We start from the raw sequence: 17,524 nt of genomic DNA, 5'->3' as shown, positions 1-17,524 counted from the left end.
CGGCTCTCACCGAGAGAGAAGCTGTCGGCGCGAGCTGATGACTCCCGTGTCGAAGCCCGCGAGGTGCAATCCCCCGTGGAATCTCGCGTGCTCGATCTTGATGCAGCGATCCATGACCACCGAGAGCCCGGCTGCTTCGGCCAGCGCCGCCGCTTCTTCGTTCCACGAGCCGAGCTGCAACCAGAGAGCTTTGGCGCCGACATCGATTGCCTCCTGCGCGAGACCCGGAAGGTCGTCGTGCCGGCGGAAGACGTCGACGACATCCGGCACCACGGGAAGGTCGGCGAGCGAAGCGTAGACCGGCTGCCCGAGAATCTCGGTCTCGCGCGGATTCACGAGGTACACGTCGTAGGCGGTGCTGGAAAGCAGGTAGGTCGCCACGAAGAACGAGGCGCGAGCCGGGTTGTTCGACGCGCCGACGATCGCCACCGACTTAGCTCGCCGCAGCAGGGCGAACCGCTCCTGCTGGTTCGGGCCGATCCAGGTGCGTCCGGCAGCGGCCGGGGCGGCTCCCGGCAAGGCGCACGCCGCGGCATCCGTCACAGTGGGGATCTCGCAGGCATCCGCCGCCGCAGGATTCGTCGCGCTCATCGGTTCGCTCCGGTCGCGATGGTGAGGGCCTGATCGAGGTCCCAGATGATGTCGTCGGCGTCTTCCAGACCCACTGAGATGCGGATGAGGTCGGGCCGAACTCCGGCCGCCTCGAGCTGCGCCTCCGTGAGCTGACGGTGCGTCGTAGATGCCGGATGGATCACGAGCGTACGCGCATCACCGATGTTCGCCAAGTGCGACGCCAGCTGGAGGTTCTCGATCAGGGTCTCCCCCGCGGCGCGGCCGTCGTCGGAGGCGACCCCGAACGCGAACACCGAACCAGGGCCGAGCGGAAGGTACTTCGACGCGCGCTCTCGGTGCGGATGACCCTCGAGGCCGGCCCAGGTGACGTAGGCGACCCGCGGGTCCGATGCGAGCCAGTCGGCCACGATCCTCGCGTTCGCGAGGTGCGCGTCGATGCGCTGCGGGAGCGTCTCGATGCCCTGGAGCAGGTTGAACGCGGACTGCGGACTGAGCGCCGGCCCGATGTCACGCAGCTGCTCGGAGCGGAGCTTCGTGAGGAAGCCGTACTCCCCGAAGTTGTCCCACCACTTGATGCCGCCGTAGGAGTCGACCGGCTCGGTCATCTGCGGGAACTTGCCGTTGCCCCAGTCGAAGGTGCCCTTCTCGATGACCACGCCGCCGAGCGTGGTGCCGTGGCCCCCGAGGAACTTCGTCACCGAGTGGATCACGATGTCCGCGCCGTGCTCGAGCGGGCGCGCGAGATACGGGGTCGCGAGGGTCGCATCCACGACGAGCGGGACGCCCGCCTCGTGAGCGACGGCGGCGAGTCCTTCGATGTCGGCGATCTCACCGGACGGGTTGCCGATCATCTCGACGTAGACGACCTTCGTCTCCGGACGGATCGCGGCAGCGTAGTCGGCCGCGTCCGTCGAGGCGACGAACGTGGTCTCGACGCCGAAGCGCCGGAGCGTCACATCGAGCTGGGTCACCGTGCCGCCGTACAACTGCGCGGCCGCGACGACATGGTCCCCGGCGCCGACGAGGGCCGCGAACGTGATGAACTCCGCGCTCATGCCGGATGCCGTGGCGACGGCGCCGATCCCGCCCTCGAGCGAGGCCAGTCGCTCCTCCAGTGCCGCGACCGTCGGGTTCCCGATGCGCGAGTAGATGTTGCCGTACTTCTGCAGAGCGAACAGGTTCCCGGCATCCGCCGCGTCCTCGAAGACGAAGGAGGTCGTCTGGTAGATCGGCACGGCGCGTGCGCCGGTCGCGGCGTCGGGCGTGCCGCCGGCGTGCAGGGCCCTGGTGCGGAACCCGAAACGGTGTTCTTCGGTCATGGTGTCCTCAGTTCGGCTGTGGTGCGAGTTCGGCTGCGGCGAGCACGTCGGCGATGTCGTCGACGGCCCAGGGATTCTGCAGCGAAGTGGTGTCTCCGAGCGCCTGGGGCTCGCGGCCCGCGCGGCGGTCCTGTTCAGCCTCCCAGAGTTGGGCGAGCAGACGGCGCATGATCTTGCCCGAGCGTGTCTTCGGCAGGTCGGGCACGACCACGACGTGCTTCGGCTTCGCGACAGGCCCGATGGCCTGGGCGACCTGGGCGCGGAGATCGGATGGCGTGACCTGCGCCCTGCCCGACGGCGTCACGAACGCGACGACTGCCTGACCTGTCACCGGGTCCGACACTCCGGCCGAGCCCGCTTCGCCGACGGTGTCGTGAGCGACCAGCGCCGACTCGATCTCGATGGTGGAGAGCCGGTGCCCGGACACGTTCACGACGTCATCGAGGCGTCCGAGGATCCAGATGTACCCGTCCGCGTCACGGGTCGCTCCGTCGCCGGCGACGTAGTAGCCGCCGAACTCGCCGTGCCCGGCATAGGTCGACCAGTAGGCGTCGCGGTAGCGCTGCGGGTTGCCCCACACGGTGCGCGCCATCCCGGGCCACGGCCGACGCACGACAAGCGTTCCCGAGCGGCCGGGTGCGACCTCCACGCCCTGCTCGTCGACGACGGCGACGTCGATTCCCGGCAGCGGCACCGTCGCGGAACCGGGCTTGAGCGTCGTGACTCCGGGAAGCGGCGCGATCATCGCGGCCCCCGTCTCGGACTGCCACCACGTGTCGACGATCGGCAGCTCGTCGCGGCCGAAGTTGCGCCGGAACCACACCCAGGCCTCGGGGTTGATCGCCTCACCGACCGTGCCCAGCAGGCGAAGGGTCGTGAGGTCGTGCCCTGCGGGCAGGTCGGCGCCGAACCACGTCATGAACGTGCGGATCAGCGTCGGAGCCGTGTAGTAGACGGTGACGCCGTAGCGCTCGATGATCTCGAGGTGCCGTTCGCGGTGCGGCGCGTCAGGCGTGCCCTCGTAGATCACCTGGGTGAGGCCGTTCGACAGCGGACCGTAGATCTCATACGTGTGCGCCGTCACCCAGGCGAGGTCGGCGGTGCACCAGTGCACGTCGTCGGGCTTGGCGTCGAAGTGCGCCCAGTGCGCCCAGCTCGCGTGCGTGAGGTAGCCGCCCGAGGTGTGGACGAGCCCCTTCGGCTTCCCGGTGGTTCCCGACGTGTAGATGATGAAGAGCGGATGCTCGGCGTCGAACGGCTGCGCCTCGTGCTCGGTCGCGGCGGTGTCGACCACGTCGTGCCACCAGACGTCGCGGCCCTCGGTCCAGGGAACGTCCTGTCCGGTCCGGCGCAGCACCAGCACATGCTCGAGGTCGGCGAGGTCGGCCGCGGCGATGTCGGCGGTCGACTTGACCTCGGTGGCTGTTCCGCGGCGGAACTGCCCGTCGCTCGTCACGAGCAGCTTGGCCCCCGTGTCTTCGAGCCGGAACCGCACGGCCTCGGCCGAGAACCCGCCGAAGACCAGCGAGTGCACCGCGCCGACCCGCGCGCAGGCGAGCGTGATGACGACGGTCTCCACGAGCACCGGCAGATAGATCACGACCCGATCGCCCGGTCGGATGCCGAGCGCAAGCAGCCCGTTCGCCGCTTGAGCGACTCGTCGCTGCAGGTCGGCGTAGCTGACCGACAGGCGGTCGCCCGGCTCGCCCTCGAAGTGGAGCGCGACCTTGTCACCGCGGCCCGCGACGACGTGCCGGTCCACGCAGTTGTAGGCGACGTTGAGCGTGCCGCCGAGGAACCAGCGCGCGGCGGGGACGGCGTCGCCGACCGGCGGCTCCCACTCGTGCGCCGTGTGCCACGGCTCGAACCAGTCCAGACGCCGCGCAGCGTCTTCCCAGAACGCGGTCGGATCGGCGGCGGCCCGCGCATAAGCCTCCTCGTCGAGGTTCGCCTGCGCTGCGAACCCGGCGGGTGCCGGGTACGCCCGCGACTCGAGCAGTCGGGCTTCGGTCACCGTCACGTCCATCTCTTGAGCAGGTACTTCTCGAGCAGCGCGAGGATGCCGCTGGTGATCGTTCCGAGCAGCGCGAGCAGCACGATCGAGAGCAGGATGCGGTCCACGCGTCCGTTGCTCTGCGAATCGGTCAGCAACCAGCCAAGCCCCATCGACGATGCGATCAGCTCGGCCGCGACGAGGAACAGCCACGACTGTGCGAGCGCGAGACGGAGTCCAGACACCACGGAGGGGATCACGGCGGGCAGCTGCACGGTGCGGAACAACGACCAGCCCCGCAGGCTGAACGACCGCCCGGCCTCGACCAGGTGGGGGTCGACGTGCCGCAGGGCCGACGCGACCGTCGTGTACACGGGGAAGAAGGCGCCGATAGCGATGAGCGTGACCTTCGAGTCCTCACCGATCTGCATCCAGAGGATGAGGAGCGGGACCCAGGCGAGCGACGGCACGGCGCGCAGGGCGGCGAGCGTCGGACTGAGCAGCACGTCCCCCAGTCGGGACAGGCCCACCAGGCCGGCGATGGCGAGGCCGATCACCGAGCCGATCGCGAAGCCGAGCAGCACGCGCTGCACGGAGATCGCGATGTGGGTCCAGAGCTGCCCGCTCTCGGCCAGCTCGACGCCTGCCTGGAAGACGGATGCCGGTGCGGGCAGGCGATACGGCTCGATGAGGCCGGAGGTGGTGACGATCTGCCACGCGATGAGGATGATCGCCGGCAGCACGAGCCCCGCGAGAACGCGCATGGCAGGGCGGTCCCAGACGCGGCGAGCAGTGGCATCCGTTCGCCGGTACTTCCCCTTGGCGAAGTCGAGCGCGTCCCGCGAATCCTCAGGGACGATCAGCCGGTCGGGAATCGTCACTCGCCGTCGACCGCCTTCTTCGCGAACGTGTCGTTCACGATCGACGAGAGCGCCTTGTCGACGGAATCCTTGCCGCCCTGCACGTCACCGGATTCGACGAGCACCGGGGCGATCTTCTCGAGCACCGCGATCTGGTCGTCTCCCGGGATGCCGCTGACGTCGAGGTTCGAGCGCTCCTCGATGACGGTGCTGGCGACGTCCGGGTCGATGCCGGCGACCTCGGCGAGCAGGGCAGCCGTCTCCTCGGGGTTCTCGAGCGCCCATTCGCGGGCCTTCTCGTACGCGTCGACGACAGCCTGAGCGAGGTCGGGGTGGTTGGTGATGAAGTCCTCGGTGGCGTTGAGGAAGCCGTAGGTGTTGAAGTCGACGTTGCGGTAGATCAGCTTGTCGCCCGACTCCGCCTCGGCCGCGGCCATGATCGGGTCGAGTCCTGCCCAGGCGGCGACCGATCCGCCGTCGAGGGCTGCGCGGCCGTCGGCGTGCTGCAGGTTCTGCACCTCGACGTCGGAGAGCGAGAGACCGCCCTCTTCGAGCGCCTGGAGCAGGAAGAAGTACGGGTCGGTGCCCTTCGTCGCCGCGATAGAGGTGCCCTTGAGGTCTTCGACCGAGGTGATGTCGCTGTCGGGCCCGACGACGATCGCCGACCACTCCGGCTGCGAGTAGATGTCGATGACCTGGATCGGTGAGCCGTTGGCGCGAGCGAGCAGGGCGGCGGAGCCTGCGGTCGAGCCGACGTCGACCGAACCGGAGCGCAGCAGCTCGTTCGCCTTGTTGGAGCCGGCGGACTGGATCCACTCGATCGCGACGTCATCGCCGAGGATCTCTTCGAGAATGCCCTGGTCGCGGATGACGAGGCTCAGCGGGTTGTAGGTGGCGAAGTCGATCGAGAGCGTGTCCGACGACCACTCCGTCGGCCCGGCGGTGCTCTCGCTCGACGGAGCATCGGCGCCGGGGTTGGCGTTCTCTCCGGCGACGCAGCCGGTGGCGACGAGCATCATCGTGCCGACGATCGCGATCGCAGGGATGATTCGGCGGGTGATGGTGCTCATCGGGTCTCCTCGGTGATGCGGTGGTGGGTGTCGACGCCGAGTCCTTCGAGGAGCTCGGCGCGCAGGTCTGCGAGACCGCGATCGGCGCGATCTCGGGGGCGGATGCCGGGCACGGCGACCGTTCGGGCGATCGACGGAGCGGTATCGGCGGGGTCGCCGGAGAGCGTACGCAGCAGCAGCACGCGATCGGCGAGGTAGAGGGCCTCCTCGACATCATGCGTGACGAGGAGGATGGTGGTCGGCTCGGCGGCGTGGATCTTCAACAGCAGATCGTGCATGCGCAGTCGAGTCAGCGCGTCGAGAGCACCGAACGGCTCGTCGAGCAGGAGCACGCCGGGGTTGCGGGCGAGCGCCCGAGCCAGGGAGGCTCGCTGCGCCATTCCGCCGGACACCTCGCGCGGACGCTGATCGGCCGCGTTCTCGAGACCGACGAGGTGGAGGAGTTCACGAACTCGATCGCGGCCTTCCCGACGCGCGGTGCCGCGGGGCAGACCGAGCTCGACGTTGTGGGCGAGGGTACGCCACGGCAGGAGCCGCGGTTCCTGGAAGGCGACAGCGGTGCGCTCGTCGACGTCGGCGACGGCGGCTCCGTCGAGGCTGATGGTGCCACGGCTGGGGGCGTCAAGGCCGCCCACGAGTCGGAGCAGTGTCGACTTGCCGCATCCGGACGGGCCGACGACGGCGACGATCTCGCCCGCGGTGATGTCGACGTCCACTCCGCGCAGCACGTCGCGTCGGCCCTGCGCGAGCGGGAACGAGCGCTCGATGCTCTCGAGCCGCACGGCCTGTGCCAGACCTGCCGATCTCGAGGCGTCGGCCGTGCGCGACGCAGGGAGGAGGGCAGTCATACCCCCATGCTGTCCGATGGCGGGGATTGTTACGAACGCCGACGTAATGTTCCGTCACGCAGGTGGATCGCGGTGTCCCCGACGCACGAAAACGGGCCGCCACGCCCTCCCGAAGGAGAGGTGACGGCCCGTTTCAGAGCGTGATGCTTACGCGTTTCCGCCCGACAGCTTCTCGCGGAGAGCCGCGAGCGCCTCGTCGTCGGCGAGGGTGCCTGCACCGGTCGCCTCGCTCGAGAAGACCTGGCCGCCGAAGTCGGCGCCGGCCTCCGCCTCGGCCTCTGCGGCCTTGGTGACCTGAGCCTTGTGGGCCTCCCAGCGAGCCTGGGCTGCAGCGTACTCCTGCTCCCATGCCTCGCGCTGGGCGTCGAAGCCTTCCTTCCACGCACCGGTCTCGGCGTCGAAGCCCTCCGGGTACTTGTACTCGCCGTTGTCGTCGTACTCCGCGACCATGCCGTAGAGGGCCGGGTCGAACTCGGTGCCGTTGGGGTCGACCGACTCGTTGGCCTGCTTCAGCGACAGCGAGATGCGGCGACGCTCGAGGTCGATGTCGATGACCTTGACGAACACCTCTTCGCCGACGGAGACGACCTGCTCGGCCAGCTCGACGTGCTTGCTGGAGAGCTCGGAGATGTGGACGAGGCCCTCGATGCCGTCTGCGACGCGAACGAACGCACCGAACGGAACGAGCTTGGTGACCTTACCCGGCGTGACCTGACCGATCGCGTGGGTACGGGCGAAGACCTGCCACGGGTCCTCCTGCGTCGCCTTGAGCGACAGGGAGACGCGCTCGCGGTCGAGGTCGACCTCGAGGATCTCGACGGTGACCTCCTGGCCGACCTCGACGACCTCGGAGGCGTGCTCGATGTGCTTCCAGGACAGCTCGGAGACGTGCACGAGGCCGTCCACGCCGCCCAGGTCGACGAATGCACCGAAGTTGACGATCGACGACACGACACCCTTGCGGACCTGACCCTTGTGCAGGTTGTTCAGGAACGTGGTGCGCGACTCCGACTGCGTCTGCTCGAGCAGCGCGCGGCGGCTCAGAACGACGTTGTTGCGGTTCTTGTCGAGCTCGAGGATCTTGGCCTCGATCTCCTGGCCGAGGTACGGCGTGAGGTCGCGGACGCGGCGCAGCTCGATGAGCGAGGCCGGCAGGAAGCCACGAAGGCCGATGTCGACGATGAGTCCACCCTTGACGACCTCGATGACCGTACCGGTGACGACGCCGTCGTTCTCCTTGATCTTCTCGACGTCTCCCCAGGCACGCTCGTACTGAGCGCGCTTCTTGGAGAGGATCAGACGGCCTTCCTTGTCCTCCTTCTGGAGAACGAGTGCCTCGACCTCGTCGCCGACCTTGACGACCTCGTTGGGGTCGACGTCGTGCTTGATGGAGAGCTCGCGCGAGGGGATGACACCCTCGGTCTTGTATCCGACGTCGAGCAGAACCTCATCGCGGTCGATCTTGACGATCGTGCCTTCGATGATGTCGCCGTCGTTGAAGAACTTCAGGGTCTTCTCGACCGCGGCCAGGAAGTCCTCAGCAGATCCGATGTCGTTGATGGCGACCTGCTTGGTGGCCGGGGCGGTCGTTGCGGTAGTCATGTAGTGGGTTGTCCTTGTTGGATGGAGTCTCAGGCTGAGAGTCAAAGGCCGCGCACGGCCGACTGCATGCATCTCAGCAGTTGGATTGTGGTGATGTCGCCACGCGGGCATGCGTAGGCACGCCACGAGTGACGACTCAGGTTATCAGAAGACCGGATGCCGGTGGAAGTCGAGTTTCGCTCGATTCGGACTGTGGATAACTTCTGCGGGCCGACGCGGCTTCGGGCTACCGTGACCAGGTGAATCCGCTCCGACCTGTCCCCCTGTCGATCGCGCTCCTCGCGGTGGTGTCTGTTGCGCTGGCGGGGTGCTCCCCCGCGCCGGAGCCGACCCCGACGCCGACGCCTGCCTTCGCGTCTGAGGAGGAGGCGTTTGCGGCTGCGGAGGAGACGTATAGGGCGTACATCGAAGCGCTCAACGCTGTCGATCCATCCGACCCCGAAACATTTGATGCGACCTACGACTATTCGAGCGGTGCCTTCCAGCGGGCGGACCGCGAGAACTTTTCGACGATGCACGCAGACGGGTACTCGATCACCGGTGATTCGAAAGTGATTGAATTCATCCCAGCCGGGGCGGCTGCGCCCTTCGAGGTTGTCAGGGCGATCGCCTGCCTCGATGTGAGCGAAGTTGTCGTCACTGATGCGGACGGTGCCTCCGCGGTGAACCCGGATCGTCCGGCTGTCTACGCGATCGAGGTCACTTTCAAGTCAGACGACAGCCAGCTATCGATAGACGCAGCTAGGCGAGCCGAGGACCACGAGTGCACACGCTCCTAGCAGCGGTTTTCGTCATCTCGGTCTCGATGTCATCGGCAAGCTCGGGAGACAGCGATGGCGGGACAGACTTCTTCACTGGCGCGGATCAAGGGACCCTCGTCGTCTCGGGCAGCCGAACGACGGGGAATCCAGATAACAGCACGTCTCCGTTCTACGATGCGGGCACAGGCCCCAGCCATCCGGTCAAGGAGTTCGACTTCGACGCATGCCTCGCCGACTGGGACAGCTACAAGGGATGCTTTCGCGCACGCACAGATGCGGACCCTGCTGTGGACGAACCGGCCATCGCAGCGGTCCCCGCGATCACCCTCACGGACCTCGCGCAGTTCGCTCCGGCGCCCGTCACCGCCTCGGGTGAGCCCGACAACCTCGGCGTCGCAGGGATGCCGACGAACTTCGTCGCCGCGGCATCCACTCATACGCAATCAGGAACGCTGTTCGCTATCCCGGTCACCGTGCGCTTCACCCCGGTCGGCTACGACTTCCGGTACGGGGACGGCGATTCCGCATCGACGACCACCGGCGGACAGACCTGGTCGGCGCTCGGCCAGGCGCAGTTCACACCCACCGCCACCAGCCACACCTATCGAGACCGCGGCACGTACGACGCGAGCGTCACCGTGCGCTACGCGGCCGAGGTAGACCTCGGGGTCGGCTGGTTCCCGGTCGAGGGTCAGCTCTCCATCGACGGTCCGACCCAGCAGATCCGCATCTTCGAGGCCCACACGGCACTTGTCGCCCGCACCTGCGTCGAGCAACCCGCAGCCCCGGGGTGCTGAACGTCGACGGTCGTCGTTACTCTGAGTCCATGCCTCGCGCCGACCGCCTCATGCTGCTCGACACCGCCAGCCTCTACTTCCGCGCGTTCTACGGTGTTCCCGACAAGGTGAAGGCACCGGACGGCTCTCCGATCAATGCGGCGCGCGGCCTGCTCGACATCATCGCCAAGCTCGTCACCCTGTACGAGCCCACGCACGTGATCGCCTGCTGGGACGACGACTGGCGTCCGCAGTGGCGCGTCGACCTCATCCCCAGCTACAAGGCGCACCGGGTCGTCGAGGTCGTCCCCGCCGGGCCCGATGTCGAAGAGGTCCCCGACCCGCTCGAGGCGCAGATCCCCTTGATCCGCGAGACGCTCACCGCCATCGGCATCCCGATCATCGGCGTCGCCGAGCACGAGGCCGACGACGTCATCGGCACGCTCGCCACGAACTCCGCGATTCCTGTCGACATCGTTACGGGAGACCGCGACCTGTTCCAGCTCGTCGACGATGCACGCGACGTACGGGTCATCTATACAGCAAAGGGTATGAGCAACCTCGAGATCGTCACCGACGCCACGGTCGTCGCGAAGTACGGCGTGCTCCCGTCTCAGTACGCCGACTTCGCCACCATGCGCGGAGACGCATCCGACGGCCTCCCCGGAGTCACCGGCGTCGGCGACAAGACCGCGGCCATCCTGCTGCAGGCTCACGCCGACCTCGAAGGCATCCGCGCCGCTGCAGAAGCCGGCGAAGGCATGAGCGCCGGCGTGCGGGCGAAGGTTCTCGCCGCATCCGCCTACCTCGACGTCGCCCCGACTGTCGTCGCCGTCGCGACGTCGCTCCCCATCACCGCCCCCGGCATCCCGCTCCGGGTGCTCGACCCCGCAGAGGCGGATGCCGCGACAGCCCTCGCCGAGAAGTGGAACCTCGGGTCGTCGATGGTCCGCGCGGTCACCGCGGTCTCGAACGCCGCCCTCGCCGCCAGCTGACTACGCGTCCGGAACGCTTCACTCCGCCCAGGACAGCAACCGCTCAAGACCCCACGTCGTGACGATCCGCGACGACGGCACGCCCGCGCGCTCCGCCCTTTCGGCGCCGTGGTCGAGAAGAGAAAGCTGACCGGGCGCGTGCGCATCAGAATCGATCGAGAAGAGGCATCCCGCCTCCAAGGCGATCGCGATCAGCTCGTCGGGCGGATCCTGGCGCTCCGGCCGAGAGTTGATCTCCACCGCGACACCGTTCTCGGCGCAGGCCGCGAAGACGGCGGCGGCATCGAACTCGGATTGCGGTCGCGTCCCTCGACTGCCCTCGACGAGCTGCCCGGTGCAGTGCCCGAGCACGTTGACCCGCGGATGCGACACCGCGGCGATCATCCGGGCCGTCATCGGTCGCCGGTCCATGCGCAGTTTGGAGTGCACCGACGCCACGACGATGTCGAGCTCCTCGAGCAGAGATTCCTCCTGGTCCAACCCGCCGTCTTCGAGGATGTCGACCTCGATCCCGGCGAGCAGCGTGAACCCGTCGCCGGATTCCGCGCGCACCAGCGGCATCTGCTCGCGCAGTCGCTCGGCCGACAGACCCCGCGCCACCCGCAGCCGCGGCGAGTGATCCGTGATCGCCTGATACTCGTGCCCCTGCGCCCGGGCGGCCGCCGCCATCACCGAGATCGACGTCGTGCCGTCGGACCAGTCGGTGTGCGCATGCAGGTCACCACGCAGCTTCGCGCGCAGTTCGGAGACGATCTCCGGCTCGACGTCTCCGCGCAGTTCGACGAGATAGTCGGGCACCTGCCCCGATTGCGCCTGTCGGATGACCGCGAAGGTCGACTCGCCGATTCCCTTCGCAGCCCGCAGCCGCGTCGGATCCGACTGCACGTCGTCGGGAAGATCCTGGAGCGTCTGCGCCGCCTGACGGAACGCCTTCGCCCGGTAGCGCGAGGCGCGCTCGCGCTCCAGCAGTGAAGCGATCTCGAGCAGGGCGTCGACGGGATCCATGGTCACTCCTTGATGGCGGCCAGTTCGCGGCTCACACCGATCCACTCGTCGAGCTTGGCGAGCGCCAGTCCCTCGTCCAGCGCGGCAGCGGCACGCTCATGTCCTTCGCGCAGCCGCTCGAGGATCGGGCGCTGCACCTGAGTCGCGTCCTGAGAGAGTTCGAACGCGACGATGCCGGCGGCGGCATTGAGCAGCACGATGTCGCGCACCGCTCCCTGCTCCCCCTCGAGCGTTCGGCGGAGCACCTCGGCGTTGTGCTGCGGCGAGCCGCCGAGCAGATCGGCGAGGTCGGCGGTCGGGATGCCGAGATCCCGAGGATCCAGGTCGTGCTCATGGATGTCACCGCGAGTGACCTCCCAGATGCGACTGTGCCCCGTGGTGGTGAGTTCGTCGAGCCCATCGTCTCCGCGGAACACCAGCGCGGTCGCGCCGCGGGTCCGGAAGACACCGGTGATCAGCGGCACGCGTTCGATCTGCGCGACTCCGACGGCATTGGCCTCGGCGCGAGCCGGGTTGCACAGCGGGCCGAGCATGTTGAACACCGTGGGCACGCCGAGCTGCGCGCGCACCGCGCCCGCGTGCTTGAAACCGGGGTGGAACGCGCCGGCCCACGCGAACGTGATGCCGGTGCGATCGAGGATGGATGCCACGGCGGCAGGGTCGAGAGAGAGTTCCAGGCCGAGCGCACCGAGCACGTCGGAAGAACCGGAGGCCGAGCTCGCCGCACGGTTGCCGTGCTTGACGACCGGGATGCCGGCCGCACCGATGACGATCGCTGCGGTGGTGGACACGTTCACCGTTCCGACGCGGTCGCCGCCGGTCCCCACGATGTCGAGGACGTTCGGCGACACGGGCAGCGGAACGGCCGCCTCGAGAATCGCGTCGCGGAAGCCGACGATCTCATCGATCGTCTCGCCTTTCGCGCGCAGCGCGATCAGGAAGCCCGCGAGCTGCGCCTCCGTGACGTCACCCTGCATGATCTGGCGCATCGCCCACGTCGACTCCCAGACCGAGAGGTCGCGGCGCTCCAGCAGAGAGGTGAGCACATCGGACCAGGTCAGGGAATCAGCCATGTGTGCGATCCTATCGGCGTCGAGAAAACGTGCAGATGGATCAGCACGCGCGCGCGTCGCGCGAGCATCCGCCGTTTCCCGCGTATTCACCGGGTATTCGCAGTGACTTCTTAGGGTCCCCTAAGTCCAATACGGGCGAAACTGCGCCCCCTGGTGCGAGAATCACCCCTGCGGATCGGCCATAATGGAAGGGTGACGACCTCAGCGACGTATGCCCCGGCGGCGAGAACGATCAAGCGGCCCAACCCGGTAGCTGTCGGCACCATTGTGTGGCTCGGCAGCGAGGTGATGTTCTTCGCGGGACTCTTCGCGATCTACTTCACTCTCCGCAGCACCTCTCCCGAGCTCTGGGCCGACCGCACCGAGCTCCTGAACGTTCCGTTCGCCGCCGTGAACACGGCAATCCTGGTGCTGTCGTCCTTCACCTGCCAGATGGGCGTCTTCGCCGCCGAAGACCTGCAGCCCTACAAGATCAACAAGGGCCAGAAGAACGGTGCCGGTCGTCGCCGCCTCTTCGGCTGGGGCATGGTCGAGTGGTTCTTCCTCACCTTCGCGCTCGGCGCGATCTTCGTCTCCGGGCAGGTGTGGGAGTACGCGCAGCTGGTCGCTGAGGGCATGCCCATCAGCGCCGACTCCTACGCTTCCGCGTTCTACCTGACGACGGGCTTCCACGCCCTGCACGTCACGGGCGGACTCGTCGCGTTCCTGCTCGTGATCGGCCGTGCGTACGCCGTCAAGAACTTCCGGCACAAGGAGGCGACCTCCTCGATCGTGGTGTCCTACTACTGGCACTTCGTCGACGTCGTCTGGATCGTGCTGTTCCTCGTTATCTACTTCCTGAAATAAGAGCGGAGCTGATCCCCGAGATGGCACGAGACAAGAAGCGCCGTTCTGGCGGCCGTCGCAGTCCGTTGGCGGCGGCCGCGCTCATCGGAGCAGGCCTCATGATCACCGGCGCTGTGTACGCCGGTGCATCCGCCGCGTTCGCGGCCACCGACACCCAGACCGTGGCGACCGAACTGACGGTCGAAGACGGCGAGAAGCTGTTCACGGCCAACTGCGCCACCTGCCACGGTCTCGACCTGCAGGGCACCGAAGCAGGCCCGAGCCTGTACGGCGTCGGCGAGCTGGCGGTCGAGTTCCAGGTCTCCACCGGCCGCATGCCGCTGCAGATGCAGGGGCCGCAGGCGCCGCAGAAGGAGCCTCAGTTCACCGAGGAGCAGATCCTCGCGATGGCCGCGTACATCCAGGCCGAGGCCCCCGGGCCGAGCTTCCCCGACGAAGAGATCCTGGACGGCGAGGGCGATGTCGCCGCCGGTGCGGAGCTCTTCCGCGTGAACTGCGCGATGTGCCACAACGTGTCTGCCGCCGGTGGCGCCCTCACCGAGGGCAAGTACGCCCCGGGCCTCAACGAGACCAGCGCGCTGCACATGTACGCCGCCATGGTCACGGGTCCGCAGAACATGCCGGTCTTCGGCGACATGAACCTGACCGACGAGGACAAGCGCGACATCATCTCGGCACTGCTCTTCCAGCAGCAGGCCGTGCCGGTCGGCGGTTTCACGCTCGGCAACCTCGGACCTGTCTCCGAGGGACTGTTCGTGTGGATCTTCGGTATCGGCGCGCTGGTCGCCATCACCGTATGGATCACGGCGAAGTCCAACTGACGCTTATTCATCGAAGAGGAACGTACGAGGAGCACCATGGCACACGACGACGACTCGCAGGCTCTTGACAGGGCCTACCAGCCCTCTCCAGGGCTGGGTGTCGCAGTCAGCGATCCCGTGCAGAACCCGGGGCTTCCGCCGCACCGCGCGCGGATGACCGACAAGGATCCTCGCGCTGAGAAGAACGCGGCTCGCACGGTCTACACCCTGTTCTACCTGTCGCTCGCCGGCAGCATCTGGGCGGTCGCCGCGTACATGCTGTTCCCGATCGAGAGCGGCGCGCTCATCGACATCCGGCAGAACAACCTTTTCATCGGCCTCGGCATCGCGCTCGCTCTGCTCGCCCTCGGAATCGGTGCGATTCACTGGTCCAAGGCTCTGATGTCCGACAAGGAGCACATCGAGTACCGGCACCCCACGCGCGGCAAGGACTCGACCCGCGAGGCGGCCGTCCAGGCGTTCGCCGAAGCCAACGAGGAGTCCGGCTTCGGACGCCGGTCCATGATCCGCAACTCGCTGTTCGCAGCCATCGTCGCATCTATCATCCCCGGGGTGACGCTGTTCCGCGGCCTGGCCCCTCACTCCACGCCGGATGACCCCACAGCGGGCGACCCGGTGGCCCTCCTCAAGCACACGATGTGGGACAAGGGCGCACGCCTGGTCCGCGACCCCGACGGCACGCCGATCCGCGCAGCGGACGTGACCCTCGGCTCTGCATTCCATGTGATCCCCGAGGAACTCGCTGAGCTGGGCCCCGAGGAGGGTTACCTCGAAGAGAAGGCCAAGGCCATCGTCCTGATGATGCGCCTGCGCCCCGAGCAACTCATCGAGGCCGACGACCGCAAGGACTGGTCCTACGACGGCATCGTCGCCTACTCCAAGGTCTGCACACACGTCGGATGCCCCGTGGCACTGTACGAGCAGCAGACTCACCACCTGCTGTGCCCGTGCCACCAGTCGCAGTTCGACGTCACGGACGCCGCCAAGGTCATCTTCGGCCCCGCGGCACGCCCGCTGCCGCAGCTGCCCATCACCGTCGATGACGAGGGCTACCTTGTCGCACGCAGCGACTTCAAGGAACCCGTCGGCCCGAGCTTCTGGGAGCGCCATTGAGCACCGCAACGCTGTCCAAAGACGACAAGGACACGAAGGCGCCTCTCGGCGGCCGTTTCGTCGGTGCCGCGTCGAACTACATCGATGAGCGCACGAGCCTGTCGGGCTTCGTCAAGGAGCTCGGTCGAAAGATCTTCCCCGACCACTGGTCCTTCATGCTCGGCGAGATCGCGCTGTGGAGCTTCGTGGTCGTGTTCCTCTCCGGGACCTTCCTGACCTTCTTCTTCCAGGCGTCGATGGTCGAGACCCACTACACGGGTGCCTACGCCCCGATGCGCGGGATCGCGATGTCGGCTGCTCTCGAGTCGTCGCTGAACATCTCGTTCGATCTGCGCGGTGGGCTGCTGGTCCGCCAGATCCACCACTGGGCTGCTCTGGTGTTCATCGCCGGCATCGGCGTGCACATGCTGCGCATCTTCTTCACCGGCGCGTTCCGCAAGCCGCGTGAGCTGAACTGGGTGATCGGCTTCGTGCTGTTCATCCTGGCGCTGGCGGAGGGCTTCACGGGCTACTCTCTTCCCGATGACCTGCTCTCGGGCAACGGTCTCCGCATCATCGACGGCATGGTCAAGGGCATCCCGCTGATCGGCACGTGGACGTCGTTCATCGTGTTCGGCGGCGAGTTCCCGGGCACCGACATCGTCGGCCGTCTGTACACGCTGCACATCCTGCTGCTGCCGCTGCTGGTCATCGGTCTGATCGTCGTGCACCTGATGCTCATGATCGTCAACAAGCACACGCAGTTCGCCGGCCCCGGCCGCACCAACGACAACGTCGTGGGCTACCCGATGATGCCGGTCTACATGTCGAAGATGGGCGGTTACCTGTTCATCGTGTTCGGCACGATCGTGCTGATCGCGACGTTCTTCCAGATCAACCCGATCTGGGCCTACGGGCCGTACGACCCCTCCCCCGTCTCCGCCGGCACGCAGCCGGACTGGTACATCGGCTTCGCCGACGGCGCCCTCCGACTCGCCCCGTCGAACCTGGATCTGGTGCTGTTCGATCGGACCTGGTCGTTCGGCATCCTGCTCCCGCTCGTGGTGCTGGGTCTGTTCATCGTGATCGTCGCCATCTACCCGTTCCTCGAGGCATGGCTCACCGGAGACAAGCGCGAGCACCACATCGCTCAGCGTCCCCGCAACGCCGCCACCCGCACCGCCATCGGCGCGGCCGGCGTCATCTTCTACGCGGTGCTCTGGGCTGCCGCATCCTCCGACCTCATCGCGACGCACTTCATGCTCACGATGGAAGGCGTCATCCACACGCTGCAGGCCCTCCTGTTCATCGGACCGATCCTCGGATACTTCGTCACCAAGCGCATCTGTCTCGCGCTCCAGAAGAAGGATCGCGAGATCGTGCTGCACGGTTACGAGTCGGGCCGCATCGTCCGTCTCCCCGGCGGCGAGTTCATCGAGGTGCACCAGCCGGTCGACAAGTACGACCGCTGGAAGCTCATCGATGTCGACGGCTACGAGCCGCTCGTGGTCCGTCCGAACGCCAAGGGCCGCATCCCGTGGACCGAGAACGTGCGCTCGTCCCTCTCGCGCTGGTTCTTCGAGGACCGCATCGCCCCGCTCACGCAGGCCGAGGTGGAAGCCGCAGATGCGCACCAGCATCACGTCGAGGTTCAGAACGAGGAGACCGAGGCAGCCGAGATCCAGGGCGCTCACGAGCGCGCCGGAGCTCCCGATGCTCCGCTGGTCGCGACCGAGACCCACGTCGAGGAGACCGCGAACACCCCGAGCACGGTGATCGCCACGGAACCCCTCAAGAAGTCGAGCAAGAAGAAGTCGGAGGAGAGCGAGTAAGCCGCACTCCCCCATCGATGAAGGCCTCGTCCGATCCGGACGGGGCCTTCTTCGTTAT

General features: G+C 67.3%; 16 protein-coding genes. 7 read left to right on the top strand and 9 right to left on the bottom strand.

Going from position 1 to position 17,524, the window contains the following annotated elements:
• Positions 1-6 precede the first annotated feature (6 nt).
• The 7 genes from RS85_RS06465 to rpsA all read right to left on the bottom strand — a co-directional run bounded on the left by RS85_RS06465 (position 7) and on the right by rpsA (position 8,265).
• Positions 7-591, bottom strand: coding sequence for a CoA-binding protein (locus tag RS85_RS06465; protein ID WP_082087516.1), 585 nt, complete (start codon positions 589-591; stop codon positions 7-9).
• Complete coding sequence (locus RS85_RS06460; protein ID WP_046012615.1) at positions 588-1,892, bottom strand: O-acetylhomoserine aminocarboxypropyltransferase/cysteine synthase family protein; 1,305 nt, start codon at positions 1,890-1,892, stop codon at positions 588-590. Before RS85_RS06460 ends, RS85_RS06465 begins: the two co-directional genes overlap by 4 nt.
• 7 nt (positions 1,893-1,899) lie before the next feature.
• Positions 1,900-3,918 (bottom strand): acetate--CoA ligase, encoded by a 2,019-nt coding sequence (acs, locus tag RS85_RS06455; RefSeq protein WP_046012614.1) that lies wholly within the window; start codon positions 3,916-3,918, stop codon positions 1,900-1,902.
• On the bottom strand, positions 3,909-4,766 hold the full coding sequence (locus RS85_RS06450) for an ABC transporter permease (protein WP_046012613.1): 858 nt from the start codon (positions 4,764-4,766) through the stop codon (positions 3,909-3,911). Before RS85_RS06450 ends, acs begins: the two co-directional genes overlap by 10 nt.
• A complete protein-coding gene (locus RS85_RS06445) occupies positions 4,763-5,815 on the bottom strand; it encodes an aliphatic sulfonate ABC transporter substrate-binding protein (RefSeq protein ID WP_046012612.1) in 1,053 nt (350 codons plus the stop codon). The genes RS85_RS06450 and RS85_RS06445 overlap by 4 nt, the downstream gene beginning before the upstream one ends.
• Positions 5,812-6,663 (bottom strand): ABC transporter ATP-binding protein, encoded by an 852-nt coding sequence (locus RS85_RS06440; RefSeq protein ID WP_046012611.1) that lies wholly within the window; start codon positions 6,661-6,663, stop codon positions 5,812-5,814. The genes RS85_RS06445 and RS85_RS06440 overlap by 4 nt, the downstream gene beginning before the upstream one ends.
• A 147-nt stretch (positions 6,664-6,810) precedes the next feature.
• Positions 6,811-8,265 (bottom strand): 30S ribosomal protein S1, encoded by a 1,455-nt coding sequence (rpsA, locus tag RS85_RS06435; protein ID WP_046012610.1) that lies wholly within the window; start codon positions 8,263-8,265, stop codon positions 6,811-6,813.
• A gap of 239 nt (positions 8,266-8,504) precedes the next feature.
• On the opposite strand from rpsA, the gene RS85_RS06430 reads away from it, so the two are divergent.
• The 3 genes from RS85_RS06430 to RS85_RS06420 all read left to right on the top strand — a co-directional run bounded on the left by RS85_RS06430 (position 8,505) and on the right by RS85_RS06420 (position 10,797).
• On the top strand, positions 8,505-9,044 hold the full coding sequence (locus RS85_RS06430; RefSeq protein WP_046012609.1) for a hypothetical protein: 540 nt from the start codon (positions 8,505-8,507) through the stop codon (positions 9,042-9,044).
• A gap of 269 nt (positions 9,045-9,313) precedes the next feature.
• Positions 9,314-9,823 carry a hypothetical protein gene (locus tag RS85_RS06425; RefSeq protein WP_152642347.1) on the top strand — a complete coding sequence of 170 codons (510 nt, stop codon included), beginning with the start codon at positions 9,314-9,316 and terminating at the stop codon, positions 9,821-9,823.
• 29 nt (positions 9,824-9,852) lie between these two features.
• Positions 9,853-10,797 carry a 5'-3' exonuclease gene (locus tag RS85_RS06420; protein ID WP_046012667.1) on the top strand — a complete coding sequence of 315 codons (945 nt, stop codon included), beginning with the start codon at positions 9,853-9,855 and terminating at the stop codon, positions 10,795-10,797.
• A gap of 18 nt (positions 10,798-10,815) precedes the next feature.
• Here the strand turns inward: RS85_RS06420 and RS85_RS06415 are convergent, their stop codons facing one another.
• Positions 10,816-11,802 (bottom strand): PHP domain-containing protein, encoded by a 987-nt coding sequence (locus RS85_RS06415; protein ID WP_200894796.1) that lies wholly within the window; start codon positions 11,800-11,802, stop codon positions 10,816-10,818.
• Positions 11,803-11,804: 2 nt separating this feature from the next.
• Positions 11,805-12,875 carry an anthranilate phosphoribosyltransferase gene (trpD, locus tag RS85_RS06410; protein WP_046012607.1) on the bottom strand — a complete coding sequence of 357 codons (1,071 nt, stop codon included), beginning with the start codon at positions 12,873-12,875 and terminating at the stop codon, positions 11,805-11,807.
• A gap of 192 nt (positions 12,876-13,067) precedes the next feature.
• Between trpD and ctaE the strand changes: the two genes are divergently transcribed.
• From ctaE to qcrB, 4 genes are read left to right on the top strand one after another with little or no spacing between them, the layout of a single operon-like run.
• On the top strand, positions 13,068-13,721 hold the full coding sequence (gene ctaE / locus RS85_RS06405) for an aa3-type cytochrome oxidase subunit III (RefSeq protein ID WP_152642346.1): 654 nt from the start codon (positions 13,068-13,070) through the stop codon (positions 13,719-13,721).
• Positions 13,722-13,741: 20 nt separating this feature from the next.
• A complete protein-coding gene (gene qcrC, locus RS85_RS06400; RefSeq protein ID WP_046012606.1) occupies positions 13,742-14,542 on the top strand; it encodes a cytochrome bc1 complex diheme cytochrome c subunit in 801 nt (266 codons plus the stop codon).
• 36 nt (positions 14,543-14,578) lie between these two features.
• The gene (gene qcrA, locus RS85_RS06395) at positions 14,579-15,655 is read left to right on the top strand and encodes a cytochrome bc1 complex Rieske iron-sulfur subunit (RefSeq protein WP_046012605.1); all 1,077 of its coding nucleotides are present in this window, start codon (positions 14,579-14,581) and stop codon (positions 15,653-15,655) included.
• Positions 15,652-17,466 (top strand): cytochrome bc1 complex cytochrome b subunit, encoded by a 1,815-nt coding sequence (qcrB, locus tag RS85_RS06390; RefSeq protein ID WP_046012604.1) that lies wholly within the window; start codon positions 15,652-15,654, stop codon positions 17,464-17,466. Before qcrA ends, qcrB begins: the two co-directional genes overlap by 4 nt.
• Positions 17,467-17,524: the final 58 nt, after the last annotated feature.

Origin of the sequence: Microbacterium sp. SA39 (assembly GCF_000967865.1) — a bacterium.
In the GTDB taxonomy this organism is placed as follows: Bacteria; Actinomycetota; Actinomycetes; order Actinomycetales; family Microbacteriaceae; genus Microbacterium.
The sequence above is the reverse complement of the archived record's forward strand: the minus strand, read 5'-3'. Positions and strand labels throughout refer to the sequence as shown.

What these genes read in the sequence shown, in the direction of transcription:
- qcrC (WP_046012606.1), top strand. Translation starts at nt 13,742, where the DNA reads ATGGCACGAGACAAGAAGCGCCGTTCTGGCGGCCGTCGCAGTCCGTTG.
- RS85_RS06465 (WP_082087516.1), bottom strand. Translation starts at nt 591, where the DNA reads ATGAGCGCGACGAATCCTGCGGCGGCGGATGCCTGCGAGATCCCCACT.
- RS85_RS06460 (WP_046012615.1), bottom strand. Translation starts at nt 1,892, where the DNA reads ATGACCGAAGAACACCGTTTCGGGTTCCGCACCAGGGCCCTGCACGCC.
- trpD (WP_046012607.1), bottom strand. Translation starts at nt 12,875, where the DNA reads ATGGCTGATTCCCTGACCTGGTCCGATGTGCTCACCTCTCTGCTGGAG.
- RS85_RS06440 (WP_046012611.1), bottom strand. Translation starts at nt 6,663, where the DNA reads ATGACTGCCCTCCTCCCTGCGTCGCGCACGGCCGACGCCTCGAGATCG.
- qcrA (WP_046012605.1), top strand. Translation starts at nt 14,579, where the DNA reads ATGGCACACGACGACGACTCGCAGGCTCTTGACAGGGCCTACCAGCCC.
- RS85_RS06415 (WP_200894796.1), bottom strand. Translation starts at nt 11,802, where the DNA reads ATGGATCCCGTCGACGCCCTGCTCGAGATCGCTTCACTGCTGGAGCGC.
- rpsA (WP_046012610.1), bottom strand. Translation starts at nt 8,265, where the DNA reads ATGACTACCGCAACGACCGCCCCGGCCACCAAGCAGGTCGCCATCAAC.
- RS85_RS06445 (WP_046012612.1), bottom strand. Translation starts at nt 5,815, where the DNA reads ATGAGCACCATCACCCGCCGAATCATCCCTGCGATCGCGATCGTCGGC.
- acs (WP_046012614.1), bottom strand. Translation starts at nt 3,918, where the DNA reads ATGGACGTGACGGTGACCGAAGCCCGACTGCTCGAGTCGCGGGCGTAC.
- RS85_RS06420 (WP_046012667.1), top strand. Translation starts at nt 9,853, where the DNA reads ATGCCTCGCGCCGACCGCCTCATGCTGCTCGACACCGCCAGCCTCTAC.